24 protein-coding genes are annotated in these 24,503 nt (G+C 36.2%); 6 read left to right on the top strand and 18 right to left on the bottom strand.

Features of this window, described 5'->3' with window-relative positions:
* Window positions 1-6 precede the first annotated feature (6 nt).
* Genes hydA through ssnA form a run of 3 tightly spaced genes read right to left on the bottom strand, consistent with a single transcriptional unit; the run spans window position 7 to window position 5,757 of the window.
* Window positions 7-1,377: a dihydropyrimidinase gene (gene hydA / locus ACVWNY_RS05055; RefSeq protein WP_454071795.1), complete on the bottom strand. Its 1,371-nt coding sequence runs from the start codon at window positions 1,375-1,377 to the stop codon at window positions 7-9.
* Window positions 1,378-1,389: 12 nt separating this feature from the next.
* The gene (gene ygfK / locus ACVWNY_RS05050; RefSeq protein WP_218324727.1) at window positions 1,390-4,395 is read right to left on the bottom strand and encodes a putative selenate reductase subunit YgfK; all 3,006 of its coding nucleotides are present in this window, start codon (window positions 4,393-4,395) and stop codon (window positions 1,390-1,392) included.
* Between the two features lie 27 nt (window positions 4,396-4,422).
* The gene (gene ssnA / locus ACVWNY_RS05045) at window positions 4,423-5,757 is read right to left on the bottom strand and encodes a putative aminohydrolase SsnA (protein ID WP_218324726.1); all 1,335 of its coding nucleotides are present in this window, start codon (window positions 5,755-5,757) and stop codon (window positions 4,423-4,425) included.
* 268 nt (window positions 5,758-6,025) lie between these two features.
* Between ssnA and ACVWNY_RS05040 the strand changes: the two genes are divergently transcribed.
* The gene (locus tag ACVWNY_RS05040; protein ID WP_218324725.1) at window positions 6,026-6,658 is read left to right on the top strand and encodes a helix-turn-helix transcriptional regulator; all 633 of its coding nucleotides are present in this window, start codon (window positions 6,026-6,028) and stop codon (window positions 6,656-6,658) included.
* 57 nt (window positions 6,659-6,715) lie between these two features.
* Here ACVWNY_RS05040 and yqeB read toward each other — a convergent pair whose 3' ends face one another.
* From yqeB to ACVWNY_RS05025, 3 genes are read right to left on the bottom strand one after another with little or no spacing between them, the layout of a single operon-like run.
* Window positions 6,716-7,537 carry a selenium-dependent molybdenum cofactor biosynthesis protein YqeB gene (yqeB, locus tag ACVWNY_RS05035; protein ID WP_218324724.1) on the bottom strand — a complete coding sequence of 274 codons (822 nt, stop codon included), beginning with the start codon at window positions 7,535-7,537 and terminating at the stop codon, window positions 6,716-6,718.
* On the bottom strand, window positions 7,525-8,265 hold the full coding sequence (gene yqeC / locus ACVWNY_RS05030; protein WP_218324723.1) for a selenium cofactor biosynthesis protein YqeC: 741 nt from the start codon (window positions 8,263-8,265) through the stop codon (window positions 7,525-7,527). Before yqeC ends, yqeB begins: the two co-directional genes overlap by 13 nt.
* Window positions 8,255-9,247: an XdhC family protein gene (locus tag ACVWNY_RS05025; RefSeq protein WP_218324722.1), complete on the bottom strand. Its 993-nt coding sequence runs from the start codon at window positions 9,245-9,247 to the stop codon at window positions 8,255-8,257. The genes yqeC and ACVWNY_RS05025 overlap by 11 nt, the downstream gene beginning before the upstream one ends.
* 287 nt (window positions 9,248-9,534) lie before the next feature.
* Here ACVWNY_RS05025 and modA point away from each other — a divergent pair, with 287 nt between their 5' ends.
* Complete coding sequence (gene modA / locus ACVWNY_RS05020) at window positions 9,535-10,362, top strand: molybdate ABC transporter substrate-binding protein (RefSeq protein WP_218324721.1); 828 nt, start codon at window positions 9,535-9,537, stop codon at window positions 10,360-10,362.
* A 50-nt stretch (window positions 10,363-10,412) separates the two neighbouring features.
* On the opposite strand, the gene ACVWNY_RS05015 is transcribed toward modA, so the two are convergent.
* From ACVWNY_RS05015 to moaC, 9 genes are all read right to left on the bottom strand, one after another.
* Window positions 10,413-11,105 carry a sunset domain-containing protein gene (locus ACVWNY_RS05015; protein WP_454071794.1) on the bottom strand — a complete coding sequence of 231 codons (693 nt, stop codon included), beginning with the start codon at window positions 11,103-11,105 and terminating at the stop codon, window positions 10,413-10,415.
* A 79-nt stretch (window positions 11,106-11,184) separates the two neighbouring features.
* A complete protein-coding gene (locus ACVWNY_RS05010) occupies window positions 11,185-11,688 on the bottom strand; it encodes a MogA/MoaB family molybdenum cofactor biosynthesis protein (RefSeq protein WP_218324719.1) in 504 nt (167 codons plus the stop codon).
* A 12-nt stretch (window positions 11,689-11,700) separates the two neighbouring features.
* Window positions 11,701-12,729 (bottom strand): sulfate/molybdate ABC transporter ATP-binding protein, encoded by a 1,029-nt coding sequence (locus ACVWNY_RS05005; RefSeq protein WP_218324718.1) that lies wholly within the window; start codon window positions 12,727-12,729, stop codon window positions 11,701-11,703.
* Window positions 12,726-13,394: a molybdate ABC transporter permease subunit gene (gene modB / locus ACVWNY_RS05000; protein WP_461211724.1), complete on the bottom strand. Its 669-nt coding sequence runs from the start codon at window positions 13,392-13,394 to the stop codon at window positions 12,726-12,728. Before modB ends, ACVWNY_RS05005 begins: the two co-directional genes overlap by 4 nt.
* A 14-nt stretch (window positions 13,395-13,408) precedes the next feature.
* The gene (locus ACVWNY_RS04995) at window positions 13,409-14,380 is read right to left on the bottom strand and encodes a molybdopterin-binding protein (protein ID WP_218324716.1); all 972 of its coding nucleotides are present in this window, start codon (window positions 14,378-14,380) and stop codon (window positions 13,409-13,411) included.
* A 122-nt stretch (window positions 14,381-14,502) separates the two neighbouring features.
* The gene (gene moaA, locus ACVWNY_RS04990; protein WP_246601357.1) at window positions 14,503-15,519 is read right to left on the bottom strand and encodes a GTP 3',8-cyclase MoaA; all 1,017 of its coding nucleotides are present in this window, start codon (window positions 15,517-15,519) and stop codon (window positions 14,503-14,505) included.
* A 4-nt stretch (window positions 15,520-15,523) separates the two neighbouring features.
* Complete coding sequence (locus tag ACVWNY_RS04985) at window positions 15,524-15,769, bottom strand: MoaD/ThiS family protein (protein ID WP_218324715.1); 246 nt, start codon at window positions 15,767-15,769, stop codon at window positions 15,524-15,526.
* Entirely contained in the window at window positions 15,753-16,175 is a 423-nt protein-coding gene (locus ACVWNY_RS04980) for a molybdenum cofactor biosynthesis protein MoaE (RefSeq protein ID WP_218324714.1), read from the bottom strand. Before ACVWNY_RS04980 ends, ACVWNY_RS04985 begins: the two co-directional genes overlap by 17 nt.
* Window positions 16,176-16,306: 131 nt before the next feature.
* Window positions 16,307-16,780, bottom strand: a complete 474-nt coding sequence (gene moaC / locus ACVWNY_RS04975) for a cyclic pyranopterin monophosphate synthase MoaC (protein WP_218324713.1) — start codon at window positions 16,778-16,780, stop codon at window positions 16,307-16,309.
* 113 nt (window positions 16,781-16,893) lie between these two features.
* Here moaC and ACVWNY_RS04970 point away from each other — a divergent pair, with 113 nt between their 5' ends.
* A complete protein-coding gene (locus ACVWNY_RS04970; protein WP_218324712.1) occupies window positions 16,894-17,901 on the top strand; it encodes a HesA/MoeB/ThiF family protein in 1,008 nt (335 codons plus the stop codon).
* 19 nt (window positions 17,902-17,920) lie between these two features.
* Here the strand turns inward: ACVWNY_RS04970 and ACVWNY_RS04965 are convergent, their stop codons facing one another.
* The gene (locus tag ACVWNY_RS04965; RefSeq protein ID WP_218324711.1) at window positions 17,921-19,267 is read right to left on the bottom strand and encodes a citrate/2-methylcitrate synthase; all 1,347 of its coding nucleotides are present in this window, start codon (window positions 19,265-19,267) and stop codon (window positions 17,921-17,923) included.
* A gap of 169 nt (window positions 19,268-19,436) precedes the next feature.
* Between ACVWNY_RS04965 and acnA the strand changes: the two genes are divergently transcribed.
* Genes acnA through ACVWNY_RS04950 form a run of 3 tightly spaced genes read left to right on the top strand, consistent with a single transcriptional unit; the run spans window position 19,437 to window position 23,585 of the window.
* Window positions 19,437-22,094 (top strand): aconitate hydratase AcnA, encoded by a 2,658-nt coding sequence (acnA, locus tag ACVWNY_RS04960; protein ID WP_218324710.1) that lies wholly within the window; start codon window positions 19,437-19,439, stop codon window positions 22,092-22,094.
* Window positions 22,095-23,312, top strand: a complete 1,218-nt coding sequence (gene icd / locus ACVWNY_RS04955) for an NADP-dependent isocitrate dehydrogenase (RefSeq protein WP_218324709.1) — start codon at window positions 22,095-22,097, stop codon at window positions 23,310-23,312. It begins immediately after the preceding gene.
* Between the two features lie 60 nt (window positions 23,313-23,372).
* Complete coding sequence (locus tag ACVWNY_RS04950; protein WP_218324708.1) at window positions 23,373-23,585, top strand: hypothetical protein; 213 nt, start codon at window positions 23,373-23,375, stop codon at window positions 23,583-23,585.
* 70 nt (window positions 23,586-23,655) lie between these two features.
* Here the strand turns inward: ACVWNY_RS04950 and ACVWNY_RS04945 are convergent, their stop codons facing one another.
* Both ACVWNY_RS04945 and ACVWNY_RS04940 read right to left on the bottom strand, forming a co-directional pair.
* Window positions 23,656-23,880, bottom strand: coding sequence for a hypothetical protein (locus ACVWNY_RS04945; RefSeq protein ID WP_218324707.1), 225 nt, complete (start codon window positions 23,878-23,880; stop codon window positions 23,656-23,658).
* Window positions 23,881-23,986: 106 nt separating this feature from the next.
* On the bottom strand, window positions 23,987-24,463 hold the full coding sequence (locus ACVWNY_RS04940; protein WP_218324706.1) for a GAF domain-containing protein: 477 nt from the start codon (window positions 24,461-24,463) through the stop codon (window positions 23,987-23,989).
* Window positions 24,464-24,503: the final 40 nt, after the last annotated feature.

The following is a 24,503-nucleotide window of genomic DNA, read 5'->3' as shown; positions in this document are numbered from 1 at the left end:
AAAAATTTAAGTAATCTTGCGGAAAATAAATTTCCCTTGTTTTGTTGAAATAATTTCGCCATTTTCTGCGACTTTATTTCCTCTTAAATAAACACTTCGGGCTTTACCCTTTGTTTGGAATCCTTCAAATGGTGTGTAATCACAATGTTGTAACTGTGTTTTAGCACTAATCACACCCGTAGCTTCCGGATCCCAAATAACGATATCAGCATCACTGTCGACTTGAATGATGCCTTTTTGTGGATATAAATCGAATTGTTTGGCAATGTTTTCTGACAACAATTCAACAAAACGTTCAGGAGTAATCTTGCCGGCTGCTACTCCTGCGGTATATACAAGTTCGGGACGACTTTCCACTCCTGGCATTCCACCAGGAATTTTTGTAAAATCATCTTTTCCTATTATTTTCTGATCTTTAAAATTAAAATCACAATGATCGGTAGAAATCGTATTTACTTCTCCATCAATAATTCCTTGCCACAGAGCTTCTTGATCTGCTTTTTTTCTTAACGGTGGCGAGCAAACATATTTCGCGCCTTCAAAATTTGGTAATCCGTAAGCCTCGTCATCTAACAATAAATATTGTGGACAAGTTTCTACGTAAACTTCCTGACCTTCAGCTCGTGCACGTTTTACCACTTCTAAAGCTTCCTTTGTGCTTAAATGCACAATATTCACCGCAAGATTTGCTTGTTTAGCAATCGTTAAGTAGCGATTGACCGCTTCGGCTTCTAATTGATTTGGTCGTGTTAATGGATGGTTTTCAGGACCAGTTTTACCAGCCTTTAAATATTCTGCTTGCAACTGATTGATGACATCGCCATTTTCACAGTGCACACCTAACATACCGCCAACTGATTTAATAATTTTCATTGCTTCATACAATTCGGCATCATTGGTCCGCAAATTGTCATAAGCCATATACATCTTAAAAGTTGTGACCCCTTTTTTGACCATTTTGGGAATCTCTTTTGCGATGTTTTCATTCCATTCGATAACTGACATGTGATAATTGAAGTCTGCCGAGGATTTTCCTTCAGCCATTTTGTTCCAAGTAATGAGACATTCATCTAAAGTGCCACCATGTTCAGGTGTCGCCATATCAATGACTGTCGTTGTCCCTTTTGCCACAGCGGCAATTGAACCCGTTGTAAAATCATCTGAAGTATCGGTCATCCCATTATTTAGCTCTAAATGGGTATGACCATCAATTAATCCAGGAAAAATGAAACATCCTGTTGCATCGACGACTTCTTCACCGTCGGCAATAGATAAACCATTGCCGAGTTCGGTGATTTTTTCGCCGTTAATTCTAATATCTAACTGTCGACGGCCATGACTTGAAACGACCGTTCCACCTTTGATTACGATTGACATTTCTTTCACCTCTTAGTTCGCTAAAACGAAAGCATAGTCATCAATAACAGTTTCCATCATATCTTGTAAGCCATTTGCTACCTTCACATTGCCATCAATTAATGAGAATGTATTTTCTTCGCCTTTGTTTCGAACCAAGACTAATTTACGACTTGGATCTACTACATAGAAACCTTCATTTGTACTATCGTGAAAATCTTCTTCTGAATTAAATAAAGTAAATTTATCTTTGTATGGTGCACTAGAGTATGGACAGAATGTTTCACAGTTGCCACATTCATTACACATCCGATCAACGTGCATGATTTGTGGTTCATCATGAACCATCACGACGATATTTGCTCGGTTTGGACAAACGTCTACGCATGATTCACATACAGTTGAACATTCTAAACAACGAGCTGCTTGACTCATCGGGTTTTCCGGTATCACCATATCTCCGCGTTTTGCTCGAACTGAAGCGGTATCAATATTTAGATTTGCCCGTTCATAGTTGCGATTATGAACTTCAACAATCGCATTACAAGCTTTTGTTGAATCTGCAATTGCTTCCACAATTGTTGCTGGTCCTAAGTTAGCATCACCAACTACAAAAACATCTTTTAAGTTAGTTTCCAAAGTTTGTGGATTAACTACTACACGACCACGATTATCTGTTTCGATGCCAACTGAATTAAAGAAGGTATCATCAACTTTTTCACCGATTGCTGAAATCACTACGTCTGCTTTCACTTCAACAAACTCGCCAGTTGGTTCCGGACGCTTACGACCTGATGCATCACGAGCTCCCAGTTTCATTACTTCACAAGTTAATTTACCATCAACTAATTTAATTGGTGCAAGTAGCTCACGGAAAGTAACATCATCATCTAGTGCCAAATACAATTCTTCTTCATCGGCTGGCATATTTCGTTTGTCACGACGATAAACTAGCGAAACTTCTTTGACTCCTGGTAATTGTTTTGCGGCTCTAGCACAATCCATAGCGGTATTTCCGCCGCCGATTACGACAATGTTTTCACCATACGGATTTTCTTGCGTGTTTTGCCGTGTTTTAACTAAGAATTCTAGTGAATTAATTGCTTCACCAGCTTCTAATTTCAAATTATTATGTTTCCAAGCGCCAATAGCATAAATCACTTTTTCATATCCTTGCGCTCTTAAATCTTCTAAACTTGGTGCTGCTTGACCAGTCTTGAACTCCGCCCCCATGAAACGTGCCATCTCGACATCTTTTTGCACGCTTTCCATCGAAATTCTAAATTCTGGTACGACTTGACTACAAACGCCACCTAAGGTTGTATCTTTTTCAAATACAGTTACTGGGAAACCTTCGCGAGCTAATAAATAACCTGCTGAAATCCCTGCCGGTCCACCACCAACAACAGCTGTTTTTGGTGCATCAGTAACTGGTTCAGGTTTAACCATTGAAGCTAATAATTCATCGTAAGCATGTTCTGCCGCTTCTAATTTCACGCCACGAATATCGATAGCGCCTTCATAAAATTGACGGGTACATTTTGTTTCACAAGGATGGGCACAAATTGTTCCAGTGATAAATGGTAGTGGATTTTTATCCACAATTACTTTCAACGCATCAAGATATTTGCCTTCTTCTACATAACGTAAGTAAGCTGGAATATCTTGGTCAATTGGGCAGCCACCAGTTCCGCGACAAGGCGCCGTATAACAGCTTAGTAAAGGCACTGTTTCTTTAATTTTCGGAGATCCAGGTAATTTTATTGATTTTTGATATTTTGCTGTTTCGGTTGATTTTTCAACTAATTTACTGACTTTTTCTAAATCAACTTTCACATGAGTTGGATAATCTAGGGTTGAAACAACATTAGCCATTTGGGTTAAGCGTTGATAACCGCCTGGTTTTAATAAAGTTGTCGCCACTGTTATTGGCCAAATACCTGCTTCAAACAAATCTTTCATATTGAATACATCGGCACCACCGGAATAAGAAATCTGTAGCTCACCATGGAAAGCGTCAGATAATCTTTTCGCAACCATAATTGATAATGGATACAGTGAGCGACCAGACATATACATTTCTTCAGATGGTAATTCATCTTGTCCTACATCAACAGGGAAAGTATTGGTAATTTTCACCCCGAAGTTTAACTGTTCTTTATCGGCTAGATCTTGTAGCCTTTGTAACATCGGTACAGCATCTTCAAACTGTAAATCTTCAGTAAAATGATGGTCATCAAATTCCATATAATCGAAGCCAAGTTCATCCATAGTTTTTCTAGCATATTCATAACCTAATAACGTCGGATTGCATTTAATGAAAGTATTTAACTTTTGTTCATCTAATAAGTGAACAGCAATTTGTTCGATTTCATGCGGTAAAGTCCCGTGTAACGTCGATAGAGTAATAGAATGGGAAACTTTCGGACTAATATGATTAATGTAATCTTCATCCACTCGGGTAAATTGATTCAATCGACTTTTTGCTGCTTCAACACACTCCGCCCAAATTGGTGTAGCTTTTGCATCTTGCATCTCATGAATATATTTTTGGATCTTAGGCGTTTTAATTCCTTCTAAGTCATATCCAACACTCATATTGAAAATAAAACCATCAGGATCGCCTAAATCAAATTCACGCGCCAATAATTTTAAAACAAACCAGCCTTTGACATATTCTTCAAACGCTTGAGGTACACGTAACTCGGTAGACCACTCACAGTTGTAACCCTCATCGCGAGCTGAGATACAAGGTTTTGCTACAGGTAAATCTTCACCATCTAAAATTTGTACCGTTTTTAATTCGAAGAAACGTGAACCTGTTAAGTAAGAAGCAACTATGTTTTGCGCTAATTGCGTATGTGGACCTGCTGCTGGGCCAATCGGTGTCTCCATCTTTTCATTGAATAAAGAAATTTGTTTGTCACCTTCTGGCTTAAAGAACTTTCTAACACCGAAAATTGTGCCAGACTTTTTATATTCCTGCATGACCCAATCAAGTAACGCATCGATTGAAATCGGGCGCATAATATCGCTCATATTTTTTCACCTCATTGATTTGACTTTCTATTTGTTAATTCTATTCCATAATTTAACAGCTTCTTCACGGGCACTTGCGTAAACTTCCTCTTGGTCAATTCCAACCACTTCACGATTACGCATTCGAACATCTCCAGCAACAATTGTGTCAGTTACATTTGCACCATTCATACCGAATAAAATATGACTATTAAAATTACTTTCATTCATTGGAGTAGCTGCGTGATAATCTACAATGATTACATCGCCAGCAGCATCAGGTTCTAATACACCAAGTTTAGTGTCAAAATAGCGGTTTGCCATCGCAGCATTGTTGTCAAATAACATTGCTGGAATTTCAGCCCAAGCAACAGTTGGATCTGCTAAGTGATGTTTATGAATAATGTTTCCTACTTTGTAAGATTCGGTTATATCTTGCGTGTAACCATCTGTCCCTAAACCACACATAATATTAAATTCATTAAACATTCGAATAATTGGTGGGCAACCTACTGCATTACCCATATTAGATTCAGGATTTGTTACAACCATTGTGTCTGTATCTTTAATTAGTTTCATTTCATGTGGATTGATATAAATGCAGTGACCTAACATTGATTTAGAACCTAAAATATCTAAATCATAAAGGCGATTAACGATTGGCTTATTGTACTTGTGTAGTGAGTCTTTCACATCAGCAATATCTTCTGCCACGTGAATGTGGAAACCAATATCTGAAGGTGTTACTTTACGTGCTTTTTCAAATGTTTCATCTGAAACTGTAAAGGCTGCATGCATCCCCATCATAGCTTTTTGCATATCATCTTTACGCGCTTTAGCAGCATTAATGAATCGAACATTTTCTTCAATTGCTTCCTCAGCTGGTTTTACGCCATTTCGATCAGAGACTTCATAACATAAACAAGTTCTGATACCCATCTCGTCAGCAGCGTTTGATAATTGTTCCAAACTACCGCTAACTTCTCCATAACTTGCTTGATGATCGAACATTGTTGTAACACCATTTTTAATACTTTCTAAATAAGAAACTCGTCCGCTTTGTAATGTCGTATGATTGTTCATTTCACTATCAATTTTGAACCATTGACCTTCTAAAATATCCATAAAGTTTTTTGGATTGTAACCATTAATACTTAATCCACGAGCAAATGTACTATAGATATGATTATGCATGTTGATAAACCCTGGCATAATCACGCCACCTTTTGCGTCAATAAAATCTGCCTCTGGGTACTTTGCCTTCAAATCTTTTGTTTGGCCAACTTCTTTAATCGTTTTTCCATCGATTGCAACTGCACCATTTTCAATAAAAGCATTTTCTTTTTGACGCGTAATTAAGTGACCATTTCCAATGAGTAACATAGTTTTCCTCCTTTTAGATAACGCTTACAATTTTAATTTTTTAAATCATAAAAAACTTTTTTTGAAGCCCTTTACAATTTTGTGGTCAACGTTTCTTGTTGTTTCTTGCTTAACCATAGTATAGCACAAAACTAAAAAAAAAAAAGCCTTACTAAAAAATTTTTTTGTTGGTTTGTTTTCTCAATATTTTCATGGTAATATTGTTTTGAGAAAACACGAAAAATTAAAGTCTTGTTATCATGAGATTGGTATATTGGAGGTTTTTAAGATGCTATCAGAAAACAATGTGGAATTTTTGCGACAAATTGGTAAAGCGATTACAACTCAATTTGGTGAAGATTGTGAAGTTGTCATTCACAAGGTTGATTCAGACGATGCGGAGCATTCAATTATCTATATTGAAAACGGCCACGTGACTGCTCGTCATATTGGTGATGGCCCTTCTCAAATCGTATTAGAAACATTGAAAAAAGATCCAGAAGAATTACAAAACCGATTTAATTATTTAACCCGCACTCACGATGGTCGCGTGTTAAAATCTAGCACAATTTATTTTAAAAATGATGAAGGTAAGTTAGATGGTATCTTTTCAATCAACTTTGATACTTCCTCCATCTTTGCAGCTGAAAATGCGTTGCATAAACTAACTGCCACTTCTGAAGAAGAGACAACAACTGACAATAGTTTGATTCCAAAAAACGTCAATCAATTACTTGATGAATTAATTTTGGAATCTGTCCGAATCGTTGGTAAACCTGTGGCTCTAATGACTAAAGAAGATAAAGTTAAGAGCATCCAGTTCTTGAATAAAAAAGGTGCTTTCTTGATTACTAAATCAGGAGACAAAGTAGCGAAGTTTTTCAATATTTCAAAATATACTCTATACAATTACATTGGATAAATTCTAGGCCTGAACTAAAAATAGTTCAGGTCCTTTTTTTCAAAAAAAGTTTGGATATTACTCCAAACTTTTCAGTTGATTCATTTTAATAAAGGCCGCCTCCAAAGCCGCCCCCCCTAATGCTCGAGCTTTGTCAGAAATAGCTAAATAATCAATTTCTTCTGACGGTCGTGGATCAACATCAGCTACTTTTAAACCTTTTCGAATAGTTAACCCTGCTTCAATTAATCCTCTTAAGGTGCCATCTAATGGAGACTTCACTTCCACATTATCAACTTTAAAAAGTACCTGATCTTTTTTTACCCGATCTCCAATTTGATGGATATGTTCAACTTTACCACCAGCAGGTGAATGAATCACTCTTTCATTACTTTTGCCACCGATAATTCCTGGGACACCCGTGTTCGGTAAAGCTGTTCCAGAAAAAATTAATTTAGCTAATGCGTGTCCGCGCATGGTTTCGATTACAATATCTACATCTTTTCCAGCCGTGAATCCTGGGCCTAATGCGATAGTTATCGGTGCTAATTGTTGACTGGTTCCTAAATTACGTTTAGCCAAAATCGCATCTACCACGATGGTTGGCTTCAGTTTTTCAATAGATTTTCCTTCAGGATCAATTAGAATTGGTACCTCACTCGCTTGCCAGATTTTGTTTATTTCCTCAAATGAATCTGCTCTTCTAGCCTTAATATCTTCCACTTGATAAACACCATCGTAAACTGCGGAACACAACGCAACTGTTCGTCTAATCGCCAGCGGTTGGGCTATTTCCAAAATCAATACTTTAAAGCCCGTTCGTTGAAATTTTTGAACTACACCAGTTGCCAAATCTCCACCGCCACGAATCACGACGATTGTTTCATTTATTTTTCCCATAAAATTATTCCCTCTTCTTTTTGCCCACTACCAGCAATGATTTTAGTTATTTGATGGGGAAATTGATTGATTTCTTCTGCTAATTGTTGAGCATTTTCTAGATCATCTTTTGTATCTACTTGGTTAATGAATAATATTTCTATTCCCTGCGCTAAATAAAATAAACCTTTTTCTTGGATTACAATTTCAGCAAGGAGCTTTAAACTTATTTCTTTCTCAGCCACAACAGACAGCCATTCTAAAAATAATGGTAAGCGATGCACCGTAGTTGTATTAATTTTTTTATGCAAGGCTTTGATTGGCAGCACACCGATTGTGACCGTTGTCTCTGGCAAAATGACTGGTTCAAAATCAGCCCAAGCCTTTAATGGCAATTGTTTCGAACCATCCGCTTCTAAAAAAACCTGATCAAAATTTGCAAAAGATGCACGGACAGCCGGATCAGAAGGAAAAGTCACTTTTTCTTCATCTGACGTTACTCTTGCTGCAAAACTAATTCCGCTTTTTTTACCTAATTGGTCAAACTCAGAAAAATATATTTGATCATACTCATTCTTTTCAGGCATCCTCATTTTCGTCGTTGTGGCAACTAAAACTTTTTCAGCTGCATATTTTTGCGCCAAGTAGTTTAACAGAGTTGTCTTACCACCACTGCCAATAATTGAAACAACGGCTTTTTCAGGTAAGTTAAAACATTCAGATAATTCTTTAGTCGGTTTAGTTTTCATTTTTTTCAGCTCTAACTTTGATTAACTCTCCTGCAATACTAATCGCCAATTCTGGTGGTGTTTCGGCTTTAATTGATAAACCAATTGGCATATAAATTCGCTCTATTTCAGTTTGGCTAAAACCTGATTCTTTTAATTTCTTCTTTTGAACTGCAATTTTATGAGCACTGCCCATCATACCGATATAGTAAGCAGGTGAATGCAACAGTTGAACAGCAACTTTGAAATCAAATAAATGTCCTCTTGTCACCGAGATGACAAAATCATCTTTGGTAATTTCTACTGTTGCTGGAATATTTTCGAAATCTACCAGCTTTCGTTGATCAGCTGCTGGAAAAAGTACGTCTGTTAAAAATTCCGGACGATCATCTAGTACGACTGTATAAAAATCTAAATACTGTAAAACAGGAACTAAAGCTTGAGAAACGTGCCCGCCTCCGAAAATATAAACTTTCCCAGGCTGGCTTAGAACCTCTGCAATATACTCATTTTCTTGATAAATAATCACTCCGCTCTTCTCAGGAAAATCCTCTGTATCTTCTGATTTCTCAGCCAAAAAGATGATGGGTTGATCTGAATCTAAATCCAACGCTGTCAATAAATAAGCAGCTTGATTGTTTTGTAAAGCAGTTAAAGCCTGATTAATCACTGTAAATAATTCTTTTGTTTCAAAGGATAAATATTGGAACAGCATTTCCACTTGTCCACCACAAACCATACCCAAACCTGCCGCTTCCTTAGGCGTCAGTTTATATTTCTCAAAAGCATTTTCTTTTTTCGTTAATAAATCTTGAGCTTTTGTGATACAAGTGTACTCAACTTTTCCACCTCCTACCGTCCCTGCTAGAATCCCCTCTTCACCAACTAGCATTTTCGCTCCTTGTTTTCTTGGTGCTGATCCATGACTATTGACAACAGTAACTAAGACTACTGGTTTTTTCTCTTCAAATTGCTGTAACAAAAATTCAAATATTTCTTTCATAAATATCACCTACTTTTCTTAAATTATGATTATTTTGTAATATGTAACCGCTCTATTTTTTTTGCTAAAAAAATTTCTTCTTACAAATTATATCATCAATTATTAGTAAAAACAAACAGACCAAAAAAATATTTTGGTTACAAATACTGTTACATCAGTTTTTTTAGTTGTTTCTAAAAAAACTAAAAAAAATTTGTTTATACTTATTTTTTTTAAGAAAACGCTATCTTTTACACGAATAGCGTGCTAAACTTAATTTATCAAAAAGAAGTAGGAGGATATTTGACGTGAAAAAATTGAAATTTGGTTTATTAGCAGCAGGAGTATCTTTATTATTACTAGGTGGGTGTGGCAGCGGTAATGATACAAGTTCCAACTCATCAGCAACTGACAGCAGTGGAGCCAGCAGTAGCGAGGAAAAAGTTACCGTTAAAATTGCAGCTGCAGCCAGCTTGCAATATGCATTTGAAGAAAAAATAATCCCAGCTTATGAGAAAGAACATCCAAATGTGACGATTGAAGGAACTTATGATAGTTCAGGTAAATTGCAAACGCAAATTGAACAAGGTTTAGATGCTGATATTTTCTTCTCTGCAGCGACTGCACAAATGACAGCTTTAGAAGAAGGTGGCTTTATTGATGATAAAACAGTCAGCAATCTTCTAGAAAACAAATTAGTCTTAATTGTTCCTACTGACAATCCAGATGATATCTCGAGCTTTGACGATTTAACAAAAGCTGAAACCATTGCAATTGGTGATCCTGCGAGCGTACCAGCGGGACAATATGCACAAGAAGCTTTAACTTCATTAGGTTTGTGGGATGAATTACAAAGTAAGTTTTCTCAAGGAACAAATGTAACAGAGGTACTAAATTGGGTAGCTGAAGGTAGCGCCAATGCAGGGCTAGTCTATGAAACAGATGCTAAAACAACTGACAAAGTTGAAATCGTAGCAACAGCACCGGAAGATAGCTTAACAGAACCAATTGTTTATCCAATTGGACAAATCAAAGACAGTAAAAACAGCAAAGCTGCTGCAACATTTTTAAAATACTTAAAATCTGACGCAGCTAGTGATATTTTCAAAGATTACGGTTTTACTCCAGAAAAATAATATGATAAAAAGGATTCATGCATTCTTATGAGTGCATGAATCCTTTTTTGTTAATTTTGAGGTGCACGATATCCAGCAGCCTCAGCTTCGGCAATAGTTTTAAACCACGCAACAACATTTGTTGTACGATCATAATACTTACTTCCTGGAATATGATAAATATTATTTTGAGAACCTTTAATTAATCCATTTCCTTGGGCATCAACATAAACGCCGCTATTGTTAGAATTACCAGGAGTAGATGGATTGACTATTGGTCGTCCTTCTCCAATGGCATACCAACCAATATTTTCATCATGCCAACCTGCTGATAATAAACTTTGTTGCTCACCAGTATTTGTTGTGTAATTATGGCTACCGGTTTGTGCGTTTGGATTATATGCGCGGTAAACGGCAACTGTTTCTTGCGTGTCTGAATACCAGCCAATCCCTTCATATTGCCAACCAACTGAAATTAAATGATCTTTTTCACTTACGTTTAGGGTATAGTGGTGATCTCCTACATTCGGATTATACACACGATAAACCGGATCTCCATTATCTGGAGCTACCCAGCCTGTTCCTTCGTACTGCCAGCCAGCGGATGCTAATTGATTTTTTTCAGTTCCGTCAGCCGTGTAAAAATGTTCACCTGAATTAGGATTGTACAATCTTAACATTTCTGCGGCGTCTACTTTCTCACCAACATTAAACACACCAAGAATCGATAGTCCCAACAACCATACTAATATTTTTTTCTTCATTTTATTCCTCCTCTTGTTTGACTTATCTTAATTATCTAAATAATTTCAAAAAACGTCAATAATCTTTTATAAAAAATATTTATTTTTCAAAATGATTTTGAGAAGCTTGCTTTTGATTCTTTAATAAGGCCAATGCATGAGGGATTTGATCAATAATGTAGGACAAAGACTCATCAACTGCTTTGGTGCTTCCCGGTAAGTTAATGATTAATGTAGCTTTTCTTGTAACCGAAACGCCCCGACTTAGCATCGCCCGCTTTGTTATTTGCAAGCTTAAGCTGCGCATTGCTTCTGAAAAACCAGGAACCATTCGATCCGCAATGGCTAGTGTTGCTTCTGGTGTACAATCTCTCGGAGCAAGGCCCGTACCGCCAGTCGTTAAGATTAAATCAGCTTCTTCTTGATCAGCTATTTGTTCCATCGTTTGACTTAATAAGGCAGCTTCATCAGGTAAGATTATTTTTTTTATGACAGACAACTGATTTTTTTGACAAATTTCAATTACTTTTTCTCCACTTAAATCTTCTCTTTTTCCAGCATAGCCACTGTCACTTGCAGTTATTACAACGACTTTAAAAGCCACTTTTTTCACCTCCTAATTTTTAAGTAATTGAATATTTTTAGGTGAAATTTTCAAATAAACCGAAAAATTTTCAGCTGCTTTTTGATTTTTTTCATATTCCCACCAGATGATTTCGTCTGAATATTCAGTCTGACAATATTTTTGAATTTCAAAAGGACTCTCTGTTTGATCGATTACTGTCACTTCAAACGTATTTTGCTCTCCTACTTGTCCTGTTTGAAAATAATGAGAACGTATACCAATATAACTAATGTCTATTGATATTTTTTCATTAGTTGTTAGCTCAATACCCCAATCAAGCGCACGTAGTTGATAATCACTTATTTTTTCGATTGCTGAAAAATTTTTACAGCCAGTTAATTTTGATGTGGCCAAATACTTAGGTTTTGCGAAAATCCTTTTTAAATCACCTTGTTCAAGCGTTTCCCCTTGATGCAAAATAATTAGTTTTTCACATAAACGATAGGCTTCGTTACGATTGTGGGTAACAATGAACACGTCTCCTTGATAATTATTAATGAAATTTTTCATTTCTAATTCGACTTTATCTTTTAAAAAAGTATCCAACGCGGAAAAAGGTTCATCTAATAATAAAATTTCAGGTTCACTCGCTAACAAACGAGCCAATGCTACCCTTTGCTGCTGACCACCTGATAACTCTTCGCCGTATTGATTAGCTATGTTTTCTAGCTCGAATTGCTGTAATAGCTGGTTGGTTCGTTGATTAGATTTTTTCTTTAATCCACTAGCAATATTTTGACGGACAGTGAAGTTAGGAAACAAAGCGTAATTTTGAAATAAAATGCCTACTTTTCTTTTTTGCGGTTTCAAATTGATTTTTTTCTGCGAGTCAAATAAAGTTCGTCCGTTTAAACGAATATATCCTTCATCTGGTGTTTCAATTCCAGCGATACATTTTAAAAGCATACTTTTTCCAGAACCAGAAGCTCCTAATAATGCAGTCAAATCATCCTGTGAAGTAATTTCTGCTGAAAGAGTAAATTCCTGTAGTTTCTTTTTTATCTTCAATTCTAAGCTCATATTTTTCCCTTTTTTCTTCTTTTAAATGTTAGCACATTCATTAGCACAACAATAACAAATGAAAATACGACAATAATTCCTACTTCTTTATAGGCGTCTTGCATACGACCCGCAGACACGTAAGAATATATTGATAACGGCAAGGTACGAGTAATTCCTGGAATATTTCCGGCAATCATCGCTGTGGCTCCGAACTCTCCCAAACCTCTGGCAAATGCTAAAATTCCACCTGATAAAATTCCAGGAGTTGCCAAAGGGAGCTGTATCCGTAAAAATATATAGGTTTCGGATAATCCTAATGTTCGAGCGGCATACAAGTAGTTTTCATCCACCTGCTCTAATGCACCCAGAGCGGATCGATACATCAATGGAAAAGAAATGACTACTGCTGCAATCACCGTTGCCCCCCATGAAAATGCAATCCGCCAATTAAATATTTCCAAAAATAATTTCCCTAATGGTCGCTGAACACCAAAAAGATATAATAAGAAAAAACCAGCAACTGTTGGCGGTAAAACCATTGGTAAAGTTAAAAGGCCATCAAAAACTGCTCGAATACTTTTGTGCCGTAAACCACTAACGAACTTTGCCGTTAGTAAGCTCAATACAAAAGTAATCAAAATCGAAACTAGTGCCGTCTTCATTGACAGCATAAATGGTGACATAAAATCCCTACTTTCTACAATAATCCACCGTGTCCTAAATCAGCAATATCAGAAAAATCGACCGGTATATCTGCCATAATACGAGGGAAAATAAGGTCAAAAACAGTTCGTTTAGCAAAAATAACTGAGCCTGGCAATCCCATGATTGCTTGACCGGTTTTTGTATAAGCCAACGCAAACATGGCGCCCGGTAAAACTGGCGTTCCATATGTTACAAAATCATCCGCACTTTCATTAATTGCTCGCGGTGTCAGATCGTCAGCATCAACACTCATTCCACCTGTACATAAAACGATATCGGCAATTGCCAACATTTCGTTAACCGCTTCTTTAATCATAGATAATTGATCATCAACTATTTTCACTGCTACAATTTCAGTCGGATAGGCGGCCATTTTTTTTCTAAGCACTGGTTCAAAGCCGTCTTTAATTCGTCCTTTAAAAATTTCACTCCCTGTAGTAACGATTGCAACTTTTTTAAACTTAAATGGCGCAATCTCAAGTAACGGTGCTGGGCCAACTAACTCAACAACTTGATTCATTTTTTCTTTTTCAATAAATAAAGGAATAACACGCATTCCTGCAACAGTCTGATCTTTTTCAGCTTCAAAATAAGTTGGCTTTGTCGCAATCATCATTTCACCAAAGCTATTGAGTTTCTTTAAACGTTCCACGTCAACTTTTAATAAACCCGAGACTTTAGATTTTGCTTCAATTTTTCCTTCTGAAACATCAGTTGGATAAACATTTTCCGAAGCACACATTTGATATAATATTTCCGCTGCCGCCTCTTCGTGGAGCATATCGTCAGATTCTGTCCAAACGTAGAGATTTTCTTTCCCCATCGATAACAAAATTGGAACATCTTCAGACTTTATCAAATGCCCTTTTTTAAAGCGAGGACCTTTTTTTTCACCTGGAATAATCTGAGTTACGTCTTGGACTAGTCTCATACCGACTGCATCTTTTGTTGCTATTGTTTGCAAATAAATCCCTCCTTCATAAAAAAACGTAGTAATCTTATTTTAAGATTACCACGTTCACAATTTAAAAGATAGCGCTTTATTGAAAAAAAGTTTGGTGTGTTTAAAATTATTTAGCACTTTATTTACCCACCAATTTGACTCATGTGTCGCCAGGTTGGCTTCTTATCTTTTACTTTATCAGCTTCTGCTAAGGCCATTTCATGATTTTCTGGTTTTGTCCCTAAAATAGTTTGAATTTTTTCTTCAAAAGCTGAAAAATCAGCAATTTCTTCTCTAACGCTATCCTCTTCATCCCAATATAAACAAGATTTCACACAACCATCCGCAGTAACTCTCAGACGATTACAGCTTTCACAAAAATTGCAGCTGATCGGATGAATCAAGCCGAAGCTCCCTTTTCCACCAATTATTTTATAATTGTCAGAAGGACCGTTTCCTGCTAAATCGATTGCTTCAACTTTCCAACCTTGCATATCACAAATATCAAAAACTTGTTCAATACCCATATATTGTTTCGCCCAGTCCGCTTTATTTTCCTGACTAATCGGCATAAATTCAATAAAGCGAACATTAACATCATGATCAATGGAATATTTTAAAAAATCAACCATTTCATGATCATTTTGACCATTGATAATAACCGTATTAATTTTGATTTTATCAAAAGGCAACTGGCTAGCGACTTCAATTCCATTTAGTACTCGTTGTAATTGGCCACCGCGAGTCATTGTTTTGTAACTAACTGGATCAAAAGTATCCAAACTAATATTCAAGCGATTTAATCCTGCCTGGTATAATTTTTCAGCTTTTTTAACTAATGCTAAACCATTGGTTGTAACTGAAATATCTTCAATTTCAGGAATTTCAGCAATACCAGTAATTATTTCTTCAATATCTTGCCGTAATAATGGTTCTCCTCCTGTCAGGCGTATTTTTTTTACACCCATAGCAGCGAAATTTTCTACCATTTGAATAATTTCATGACCACTTAATACTTTGTCATCTGGAAAAAAAGGTAATCCTTCTTCTGGCATACAATAAACACAACGGAGATTGCATTTATCAGTCACAGAAATACGAACATAATCATGGACTCGCCCAAAACGATCTTTTAAAATTTTCGTTTCTGGTTTCATCATAGTTCTAACCTCCACTAACTGGCGGTATCAAAGCAATTTCAGCAACATCGTGAGAAAAATAGCTTTCGTCAATCACAAATTGTTGATTGATTGCCACGTTACACGTCTTAATTTCTCCTTTAAACAATGGATAAGCATGACTCATTGCTGAAAGAATAATCTCTTTATCAATTTGTTCTGGTAATTCCAATGAAACCTCTGGACTGACTTGCTCACTTAGATAAGCAAATAATTTAATTGTCTTCACCATTCATCGTTCCTCCCCATCTTGTTTCGTTTTTGTTCAATTCTTTTTTCCAAATTGGGACAGTTTCCTTTAAATGATCAATGATATATTCACAACCTTCAAAAGCCTCTTTACGATGCGGCATTGCCACGCCAATAAAAACTGCTTCATCAGTCACAGCTAGTTCCCCTAAGCGATGAACAATAATTACACGAGCTCCCTTTGCTTCCACAGGGGCTGCTAATTTTTCTAATTCTTTGATCGCCATTTGATGGTAAGCAGTATACTCAATTTTTTGAGTTTGTATGTCCCCGGTCCACTCACGAATTGTGCCATTAAAAGTCACAATCCCACCAAATTTCGGATCTTTTAATTGTTGATACAGTTCGTTTACTTGGATTGGTTCTGTTTGTAATTTTATGATGGCCATAAGAACATACCTTCCTATAAAAGTTCTCCTACGCTTATTTTTGCAAACGTTTCCTTACCAAATATTATATTACAAAAATAATTTTTTTGATACCTAAAAAAATATATTTTTTTATTATTTAAGATTGATTCTTATTTGTAAACAAAGTGACCACTCTTACCACCTTTTTTCTCTATTAAATGACAGTCCGTAATTTGCATTCCTCGATCCATCGCTTTACACATATCATAAACGGTCAGAGCTGTAATTTGACAAGCGGTCAAGGCTTCCATTTCAACACCGGTCTGATGATTCACTCTTACAGTTGCTGTAATTGTTAACGTATCAATCTGATTGTCAGAGAAATGAATATCCACACCACTTAACGGCAAAAGATGACACATGGGAATTAATTCACTGGTTTTTTTTGCAGCCATAATTCCAGCAACTTGTGCAACCGCCAACACATCTCCTTTTTTCACTTGTCCCGCATGAATTCGTTGTAGCGTTTCTTCTGCCATAATAATTTTCACCGTCGCAGTTGCTTCTCTAGTGGTTACAGCTTTCTCACTAACATCCACCATTTTGGCACGATTTTGCTGATTAAAATGCGTTAAATTATCCATTTATTAGTCCTCCTAGAAATTCAATCTTAAAAAATACAATTACAAAAACTGCTTTATATGTTACTTTTGAGATAGTTATTACATTTATTTTATCAAATTGTGAGGAAAAAGCTATGAACCGTTATGATCGTCAAATCCGTGTTTCAAAAATTGGACAAACCGGACAAGATAAAATTACTCAAGCAACTATTCTAATTGTTGGCTGTGGCGCTCTTGGTACATATGCTGCTGAGCAGCTTGTTCGTGCTGGAATTAAACACTTATTTTTAATTGATCCTGACACCGTCGAATTAAGTAACTTACAGCGTCAAACACTTTTTACAACGGCAGATGCAGAAAAAAAAAGGCCAAAAGTAATTGCTGCTGCAGAACAATTACAACAAATTAATCCTGCTGTCGAAGTCACTACGCAACAAGCTTACTTTGACCATGGTATTTTTGAACAATTTCAAATGGTGGATTTAGTATTAGATTGTACCGATAATTTTTTAGTTCGCAGTTTCATTAATGATTTTTGTTTGCATTATAAAAAACCTTTTATTTTTGCCTCATGTGGAGGGACAAGTGGACAAGTAATGGCGCTACACCCTAGTAAGGGACCTTGTTTAAATTGTGTTTTTCCTAATCTTACTGAATTAGAAGGACAAAGCTGTGAAACTTTAGGGGTAATTACACCATTAATTCCAATGATTTCTAGCATTCAAATTTCATTAGCTTTTCAGTTAATTGTTGAGCCAAAATTGATTGATTGGCACACGATGCACGTCATTGAAGCTTGGCCTTTTCATACTTACCAATTTAAAATTTCTAAAAACACAGATTGTCCTGTTTGCTCAAAACATAAGCTGCCGATTGAAACCCAAACCGTATCATTAAAAAAAGCCTGTGGTAATATTTTTCAAGCAAATTTTTCTAATATAGATCTTCAATTGCTGGAAAAGTACGCCCAAAAAGAAAACTTAACTTACAAGAAAAATAATTTAGCTATTCAAATAAAACTAAATCAGTATAATATGACCAGTTTTAAAAATGGTCGCATGCTTTTTTACGGCTATCATGATTTAACTGAAGTGACCCCTGTTTTTGAAAAGTTCAAAAAAATAATAGGAGATAAGCATTAATTTGCTTATCTCCTATTATTTATCCTCTTAAATCAATCGGCGTGTACTCTAAATCATGAGATACTTCCATGTAGGCCGGACGAATGATTTTATTACCATTTACCAACTCTTCAATCCGATGACTAGACCAGCCAACAATTCTGGCAATCGCAAACATTGGTGTGTATAATTCTTCCGGCAATCCCAGCATATGATAGACAAACCCCGAGAAGAAATCGATATTGGCACTCACACCTTTATAAATATTTCGTTCTTCAGCAATTACTTTGGGGGCCAAATATTCGATACGTCGATACAAGTCAAATTCTGCTTGTGCTTCTGAACCCTTTTCACTCGCTAATTTTTCAACATAATTTTTGAAAATTGTTGCCCTTGGATCAGAATCTCCATAAATTGCGTGACCCATACCATAAATCAACCCTTGTTGGTCAAAGACTTCTTTGTTTAGAATTTTTTTCAAATAATTATAGATTTCTTCATCATCCGTAGGATCAGTAATTTCTTTTTTCAAAAAATCCATCATTTGTGTCACTTTAATATTTGCGCCACCATGTTTAGGTCCTTTTAATGATCCCAATGCTGCGCCAATGGCTGAATAAGTATCTGTGCCACTGGAAGTCACTACTCGAGTGGTAAATGTTGAGTTATTCCCACCGCCATGTTCCATATGTAGAACTAATGCCATATCTAAAGTTTGTGCCTCTTGGAAAGTATATTTTTTATCTGGTCGTAACATTGTTAATATTGCTTCGGCTGCACTTAAAGATTCATCTGGTCGATGGATATACATACTTCCTTGATTATCATAATGATTATAGGCATGGTAAGCATAGACTGCTAACATCGGAAAGATACTTATTAATGAAAGACTTTGATCCAAAACATTTTCAATTGACGTATTATCTGCTTGGTCATCATAACAGCCAAGGGTCAGAACACTTCGTGACATCGCATTCATAATACTATGAGAAGGTTTTTTCATGATAACATCTCTCGTGAAGTTTTTCGGGAGCGTTCGTTTTTTAGCAATAATCTGCTGATAATTTTCAAGTTCATGTGAGGTTGGTAACTGTCCAAATAATAACAAAAAACTAATTTCTTCAAAGCCTAAACGCTCTTCAGAAACAAAGCCACCTACCAATTGATTAATATCAATTCCTCGATAACGTAGCTCTCCTTTATCAGAGATAATTTTTCCATCTACAATTTTTTGTGGATAAATTGTAGAAATATTAGTCAAACCTGCCAAAACACCTTTCCCATCAATATCTCGTAAACCTTTTTTTACATCATATTTATTATATAATGAAGTATCTAATTGGTCTTCTTTTCTGCAAAGCGCTGCCATTTGATTCAAATCTAACATGGATATGTCCTCCTAACCAATCTTTTTATGCATAAGTAATTTGATTTACATTATAGCATCATTATTTTAAAATGAAATACTTTTAACAAATAGATTTACTTTCTTTTTTTTTCACCGTATAATTAGTCAAAAGATTTCTATGAAATAACAATGATGGAGGTTATAGATTTTGGATAACAAAAAAAAGCTAACAGTAAATAACGAACAATATACCTTTTTTGATTTAGAATCAACTGTAAGTTCCTTGGGAAAAGATATCTCGAAGTATCCTTACAGCATTCGCATATTATTAGAGAGTTTAATCCGTCACAATGAATCCGAAGATTTAGCTGATTTAGTGAATTACGATGCAAAAAAACCAGACGGCGTGATTCCTTTCCGACCTTCTCGTGTCATTTTACAAGATTTTACAGGTGTACCTGCCATTGTCGACTTAGCAGCGATGCGAGATGCTGTCGTTAAACTGGGTGGCAAACCGCAACTAATTAATCCAGAAATTCCCGTGACACTAGTAGTCGATCATTCGGTTCAAGTTGATTGTGCTGGAAAGCAAACCAGTCTAGCATACAATACCGAAAAAGAATTCGAACGTAATCATGAGCGTTATCAATTTTTAAAGTGGGCGCAACAAGCTTTCGATAATTTTGAGGTTGTCCCTCCTGAAACAGGCATTATTCACCAAGTAAATTTAGAGTATCTATCTGATGTTGTTCTAACCGCTGAAAAAGCAGGCGAAAAAATTCTTTTCCCTGATTCTTTAGAAGGAACTGATTCTCACACAACTATGATCAATGGTTTAGGTGTCTTAGGCTGGGGAGTTGGTGGGATTGAAGCCGAAGCGGCAATTTTAGGAGAAGCTTCTTATTTTCCAACACCTGAAGTAATTGGTGTGAAAATAAGTGGTCAACTCCATCCTAGTACAAATGCAACTGATTTAGCTTTACATTTGACACAACTGCTTAGAAACGAAAAAGTTGTTGGAAAATTCGTTGAGTATTTCGGCGAAGGTTATCAAAAACTCAATCTTTCTGACCGAGCAACTATTGCTAATATGGCACCAGAATATGGAGCCACTTGTGGTTATTTCCCGATTGATCAGGAAACTTTGAAATACTTACGTCTGACTGGACGTTCAGAAGAACAAATTGCACTAGTAGAAGCTTACACTAAAGCAAATCATTTATTTTACGACCCAACAAAAGAAGCTGAATATTCACGGATTATCCATTTAAATTTAGCTGATATTCAACCAGCTTTAGCTGGACCGAAACGTCCACAAGACCGCATTCCAGTTAAAGAAGTAGCAGAAAATTTTAAAACGACCTTAACGAATCCGGCAGGTCCTCAAGGATTTGGGTTAACAACAGCAGAAATTCAAAAAACTGCTGTAGTCAAAGATCGCAATGAAAAACTACAAACTGGTGATTTAGCATTGGCTGCAATTACAAGCTGTACAAACACTTCAAATCCATCGGTCATGGTGGCCGCTGGACTATTAGCCAAAAATGCGATTGAAAAAGGATTAGCCGTTCCTGATTTTGTTAAAACTTCATTAGCCCCTGGATCAAAAATTGTCACAAGTTATTTAGAAAAAGGTGGTTTAATGCCTTATCTGGAACAGCTTGGTTTTGATTTAGTTGGTTATGGCTGTACCACTTGTATCGGTAATTCTGGTCCTTTAGATCCCGCTATCGAAGAAACAATTAAGGAAAATGATTTGGTTGTTTCGGCTGTTTTATCTGGCAATCGGAATTTTGAAGGACGGATTCATCCATTGATCAAAGCAAACTATTTGGCTTCACCACCTTTAGTCATTGCATATGCATTAGCTGGGACGGTCACTAAAGATTTAACCAATGAACCAATTGGATCAGGCCCAGCAGGACCCGTTTATCTAGAAGATTTATGGCCTAGTAATAAAGAAGTCGAAAATTATATTGCTAATTATTTAGAACCTGAAGATTTCACAGAAGCTTACAAGGATGTTTATCATTCAAATCAACGTTGGAATCAAATTGAAACATCAGCAGGTGCTGTCTATAGTTGGGATGATGCTTCGACTTATATAGCAAACCCACCTTTTTTCGAAGACTTAACAGAAGAAGTTACCATCAATCAAGATTTATCTAATTTAGCGGTTTTAGCAAAATTTGGTGATACTGTTACGACAGATCATATATCACCTGCTGGAAATATCGGTTTGGATTCTCCAGCTGGAAAATATTTAAAAGCTGCTGGCTTAACTTACAAAGATTTTAATTCATTTGGTTCACGACGAGGCAATCATGAAGTAATGATGCGGGGAACTTTTGGCAATATTCGGCTGCAAAATCAATTAACACCTGAAATAACTGGCGGCTATACCAAATATTTACTAACTGGCGAAGAAATGTCAATCTATGATGCAGCAATGAAATATCAAGAAAACCATCAAAATACTGTCATTTTAACTGGAAAGGACTATGGTATGGGTTCTTCCCGCGATTGGGCAGCTAAAGGAACTGCCTTATTGGGTGTAAAAGCTGTTTTAGCTGAGAGTTATGAACGAATTCATCGTAGTAATCTAGTTATGATGGGTATTGTCCCATTTGAATATTTACCGGGAGAAAATGCCGAGACTTTAGGATTGACTGGAAATGAACAATTCAGCTTTGATTTACCAGATGAACCTACAATTCAACAGTTAGTTACAGTTTCTGTAACTGGTGAAAACCCATTAAAATTTCAAGTAAAATTACGGTTTGATGCGCAGGCCGATATTGATTATTGGAAAAACCAAGGTATTTTACCCTTAGTTATCAGAAAAAAAATAAAGGAGCGTGCCTAATTGTCTAATACACCTACTATTCCTTATATTGCCGGTGACGGTATTGGCCCTGAGATTTGGCAAGTTACTGAAAAAGTGGTAGATGCCGCGGTAACTGCTGCCTATCAAGATGAGAAAAAAATTAATTGGTTGGAAGTTTTAGCTGGTGGAAAAGCTTTTGAAGAAACAGGTACTTGGTTACCTGAAGAAACATTAGCAGCCATTTCAGAGTATAAAATTGCTATTAAAGGTCCATTAACTACCCCAATTGGCGAAGGATTTCGTTCGCTAAATGTGACCTTACGACAAGATTTTGACTTATATGCTTGCGTGCGGCCTGTTCGGTATTTCCCTGGCGTTCCTTCACCATTAAAGGAACCTGAAAAAACCAATATGACAATTTTTCGAGAAAACACTGAAGATGTGTATGCTGGGATTGAGTTTGAGAAGGATTCCAAAGAGGAAGCAGAATTGTTTAATTTTTTGAATAAACAATTAAATGTCAGTAAAGTTCGCTTCCCTGAAACTACGGCTCTTGGAATCAAACCAATCTCTAAGGAAGGTAGCCAGCGTCTTGTTCGCTCAGCAGTTGAGTATGCTATTTCAAACAAGCTTACGCGCTTAACGCTCGTTCATAAGGGCAATATCATGAAATTCACTGAAGGTGGCTTTAAAAATTGGGGTTATGAATTATTGAAAAATGATTTCCCGCAAACTTTTACAATGAAAGAATATCACGATATTCTGACTCAGGAAAATCAAGCTGCTGCTGATGCTGCTTTAGAAGAAGCTAAAGCTGCTGGAAAAATTATCGTCGACGATGTGATAGCTGACAATTTTTTACAACAAATTTTATTATATCCAGAAAAATTTCAAGTTGTTGCGACAACTAATTTAAATGGAGATTACATTTCTGACGCTCTAGCAGCACAAGTTGGTGGCATTGGCATCGCGCCTGGTGCAAATATTAATTATCAAACCGGCTTCGCTATTTTTGAATCTACTCATGGAACAGCACCGGATATTGCAGGTAAAGGCTATGCTAATCCCTGCTCATTATTACTTTCGGCAACGATGATGTTAGATTACTTAGGCTGGAATGAAGCCAGTCAAAAAATTATCAACGCCATCGAAGTAGCACTAAAAGATTATAAAGTAACTAAAGATTTCGCTTCTGCATTGAAGATTGAGGCCCTTTCAACTAGTGAGTTCGGTGACTATTTGATTTCGTTATTATAAAATCATAACAACTTGCGCTCTGCTATCCTTTTGCCTAAAATAGATGTAGGAGGTGAGCAAATGAATTACTACGATTCAATCAGTGATTTATTGTTAGACTTGCGGGCAGATCTTGAAGAAATCGGCGATGAAATGATTTGGGCTTACTACAAAGATGAAAAATTAGTTGATTATCGCTATAAAAATAGCCCAGATGAATCAACCCCAAAAGGTTATAATGGTGAAGTTATCAAAGAAATCCTTGCTTCAGAATTATACCAAGGATTACGTTAAAAAGACTCCTTAGCAAAATGCTAAGGAGTCTTTTTGTAATTCAAACTCAAGATAAAGCTCTCAAAGATATTTAATTAAAGAATACACCATTAGAAACGCCGTGAATTTCACTATATTTAACTTCTATTTTGCCGTTAGACGCATCAATTTTATCGACATCCAGTCCATAAAATCGTTGAACATCAACCACACACTTGTCATCTTCTAACTGAATCACCTCACCAATGATCGGACGGGCAAAATCATTTTTACGACATTCATAGTTTCTTCCAACAATAATCGCTTCTTTATTCATATATTCACCTCATTGATTAATTTGACTACGTTTACATCGTAACATTTCTTCAAAAAGATTGCTATACAAACCGAATATTTCTCATATAATCATCTTATTAGATCATTTAATCCACATACTTCATTAATAATGCAATATATCTCTCTAAATATTCTCGATCCATTTGATCATAACTACCGATTTCTGTACTATCGATATCTAACACACCAATCAAATTATCCTTTTTCACAATTGGAACAACAATTTCAGAACGAGCACTAGAATCACAAGCGATATAATTTTTATGAGTTAAAACATTATCAACTATCATTGTTTGTCTCTTTTCCGCTGCTTCACCACATACTCCTTTGCCCAGTTTGATATGCACACAAGAAACCCCACCTTGAAAAGGTCCTAAAATTAATTCTTCGTTCTTATAAAGATAATACCCTGCAAAAACAGTATCTGGTAAGGTCATATTTAACAATGCAGATGAATTTGCTAATATCGAAATGAGATCACTTTCTCCTTCCAACAATGCTTCTTGTTGCATCAACAATAAATCATAAGCTGCCTTTTTTTCTTCTTGATTTTTCCAACTCATTTTTGTCATCTCCTTAGGTGCAATATAGATTACTTTATCA

The organism is Enterococcus sp. JNUCC 77 (genome assembly GCF_054819945.1).
Note: the sequence above shows the minus strand (reverse complement) of the source record. Positions and strands in the feature narration are given on the sequence as shown.

Coding starts and splice junctions, on each gene's coding strand:
- ACVWNY_RS04985 (WP_218324715.1), bottom strand. CDS start 15,769: ATGGTGAAGACAATTAAATTATTTGCTTATCTAAGTGAGCAAGTCAGT.
- ACVWNY_RS05025 (WP_218324722.1), bottom strand. CDS start 9,247: ATGAAAGAAATATTTGAATTTTTGTTACAGCAATTTGAAGAGAAAAAA.
- hydA (WP_454071795.1), bottom strand. CDS start 1,377: ATGTCAATCGTAATCAAAGGTGGAACGGTCGTTTCAAGTCATGGCCGT.
- yqeB (WP_218324724.1), bottom strand. CDS start 7,537: ATGGGAAAAATAAATGAAACAATCGTCGTGATTCGTGGCGGTGGAGAT.
- ssnA (WP_218324726.1), bottom strand. CDS start 5,757: ATGTTACTCATTGGAAATGGTCACTTAATTACGCGTCAAAAAGAAAAT.
- ACVWNY_RS05040 (WP_218324725.1), top strand. CDS start 6,026: ATGCTATCAGAAAACAATGTGGAATTTTTGCGACAAATTGGTAAAGCG.
- ACVWNY_RS04945 (WP_218324707.1), bottom strand. CDS start 23,880: ATGAATAAAGAAGCGATTATTGTTGGAAGAAACTATGAATGTCGTAAA.
- yqeC (WP_218324723.1), bottom strand. CDS start 8,265: ATGAAAACTAAACCGACTAAAGAATTATCTGAATGTTTTAACTTACCT.
- ACVWNY_RS05015 (WP_454071794.1), bottom strand. CDS start 11,105: ATGAAGAAAAAAATATTAGTATGGTTGTTGGGACTATCGATTCTTGGT.
- ACVWNY_RS04970 (WP_218324712.1), top strand. CDS start 16,894: ATGAACCGTTATGATCGTCAAATCCGTGTTTCAAAAATTGGACAAACC.
- ACVWNY_RS04940 (WP_218324706.1), bottom strand. CDS start 24,463: ATGAGTTGGAAAAATCAAGAAGAAAAAAAGGCAGCTTATGATTTATTG.
- modB (WP_461211724.1), bottom strand. CDS start 13,394: ATGTCACCATTTATGCTGTCAATGAAGACGGCACTAGTTTCGATTTTG.
- ACVWNY_RS04980 (WP_218324714.1), bottom strand. CDS start 16,175: ATGGCCATCATAAAATTACAAACAGAACCAATCCAAGTAAACGAACTG.
- moaA (WP_246601357.1), bottom strand. CDS start 15,519: ATGATGAAACCAGAAACGAAAATTTTAAAAGATCGTTTTGGGCGAGTC.
- ACVWNY_RS04965 (WP_218324711.1), bottom strand. CDS start 19,267: ATGTTAGATTTGAATCAAATGGCAGCGCTTTGCAGAAAAGAAGACCAA.
- ygfK (WP_218324727.1), bottom strand. CDS start 4,395: ATGAGCGATATTATGCGCCCGATTTCAATCGATGCGTTACTTGATTGG.
- moaC (WP_218324713.1), bottom strand. CDS start 16,780: ATGGATAATTTAACGCATTTTAATCAGCAAAATCGTGCCAAAATGGTG.
- ACVWNY_RS04950 (WP_218324708.1), top strand. CDS start 23,373: ATGAATTACTACGATTCAATCAGTGATTTATTGTTAGACTTGCGGGCA.
- ACVWNY_RS05005 (WP_218324718.1), bottom strand. CDS start 12,729: ATGAGCTTAGAATTGAAGATAAAAAAGAAACTACAGGAATTTACTCTT.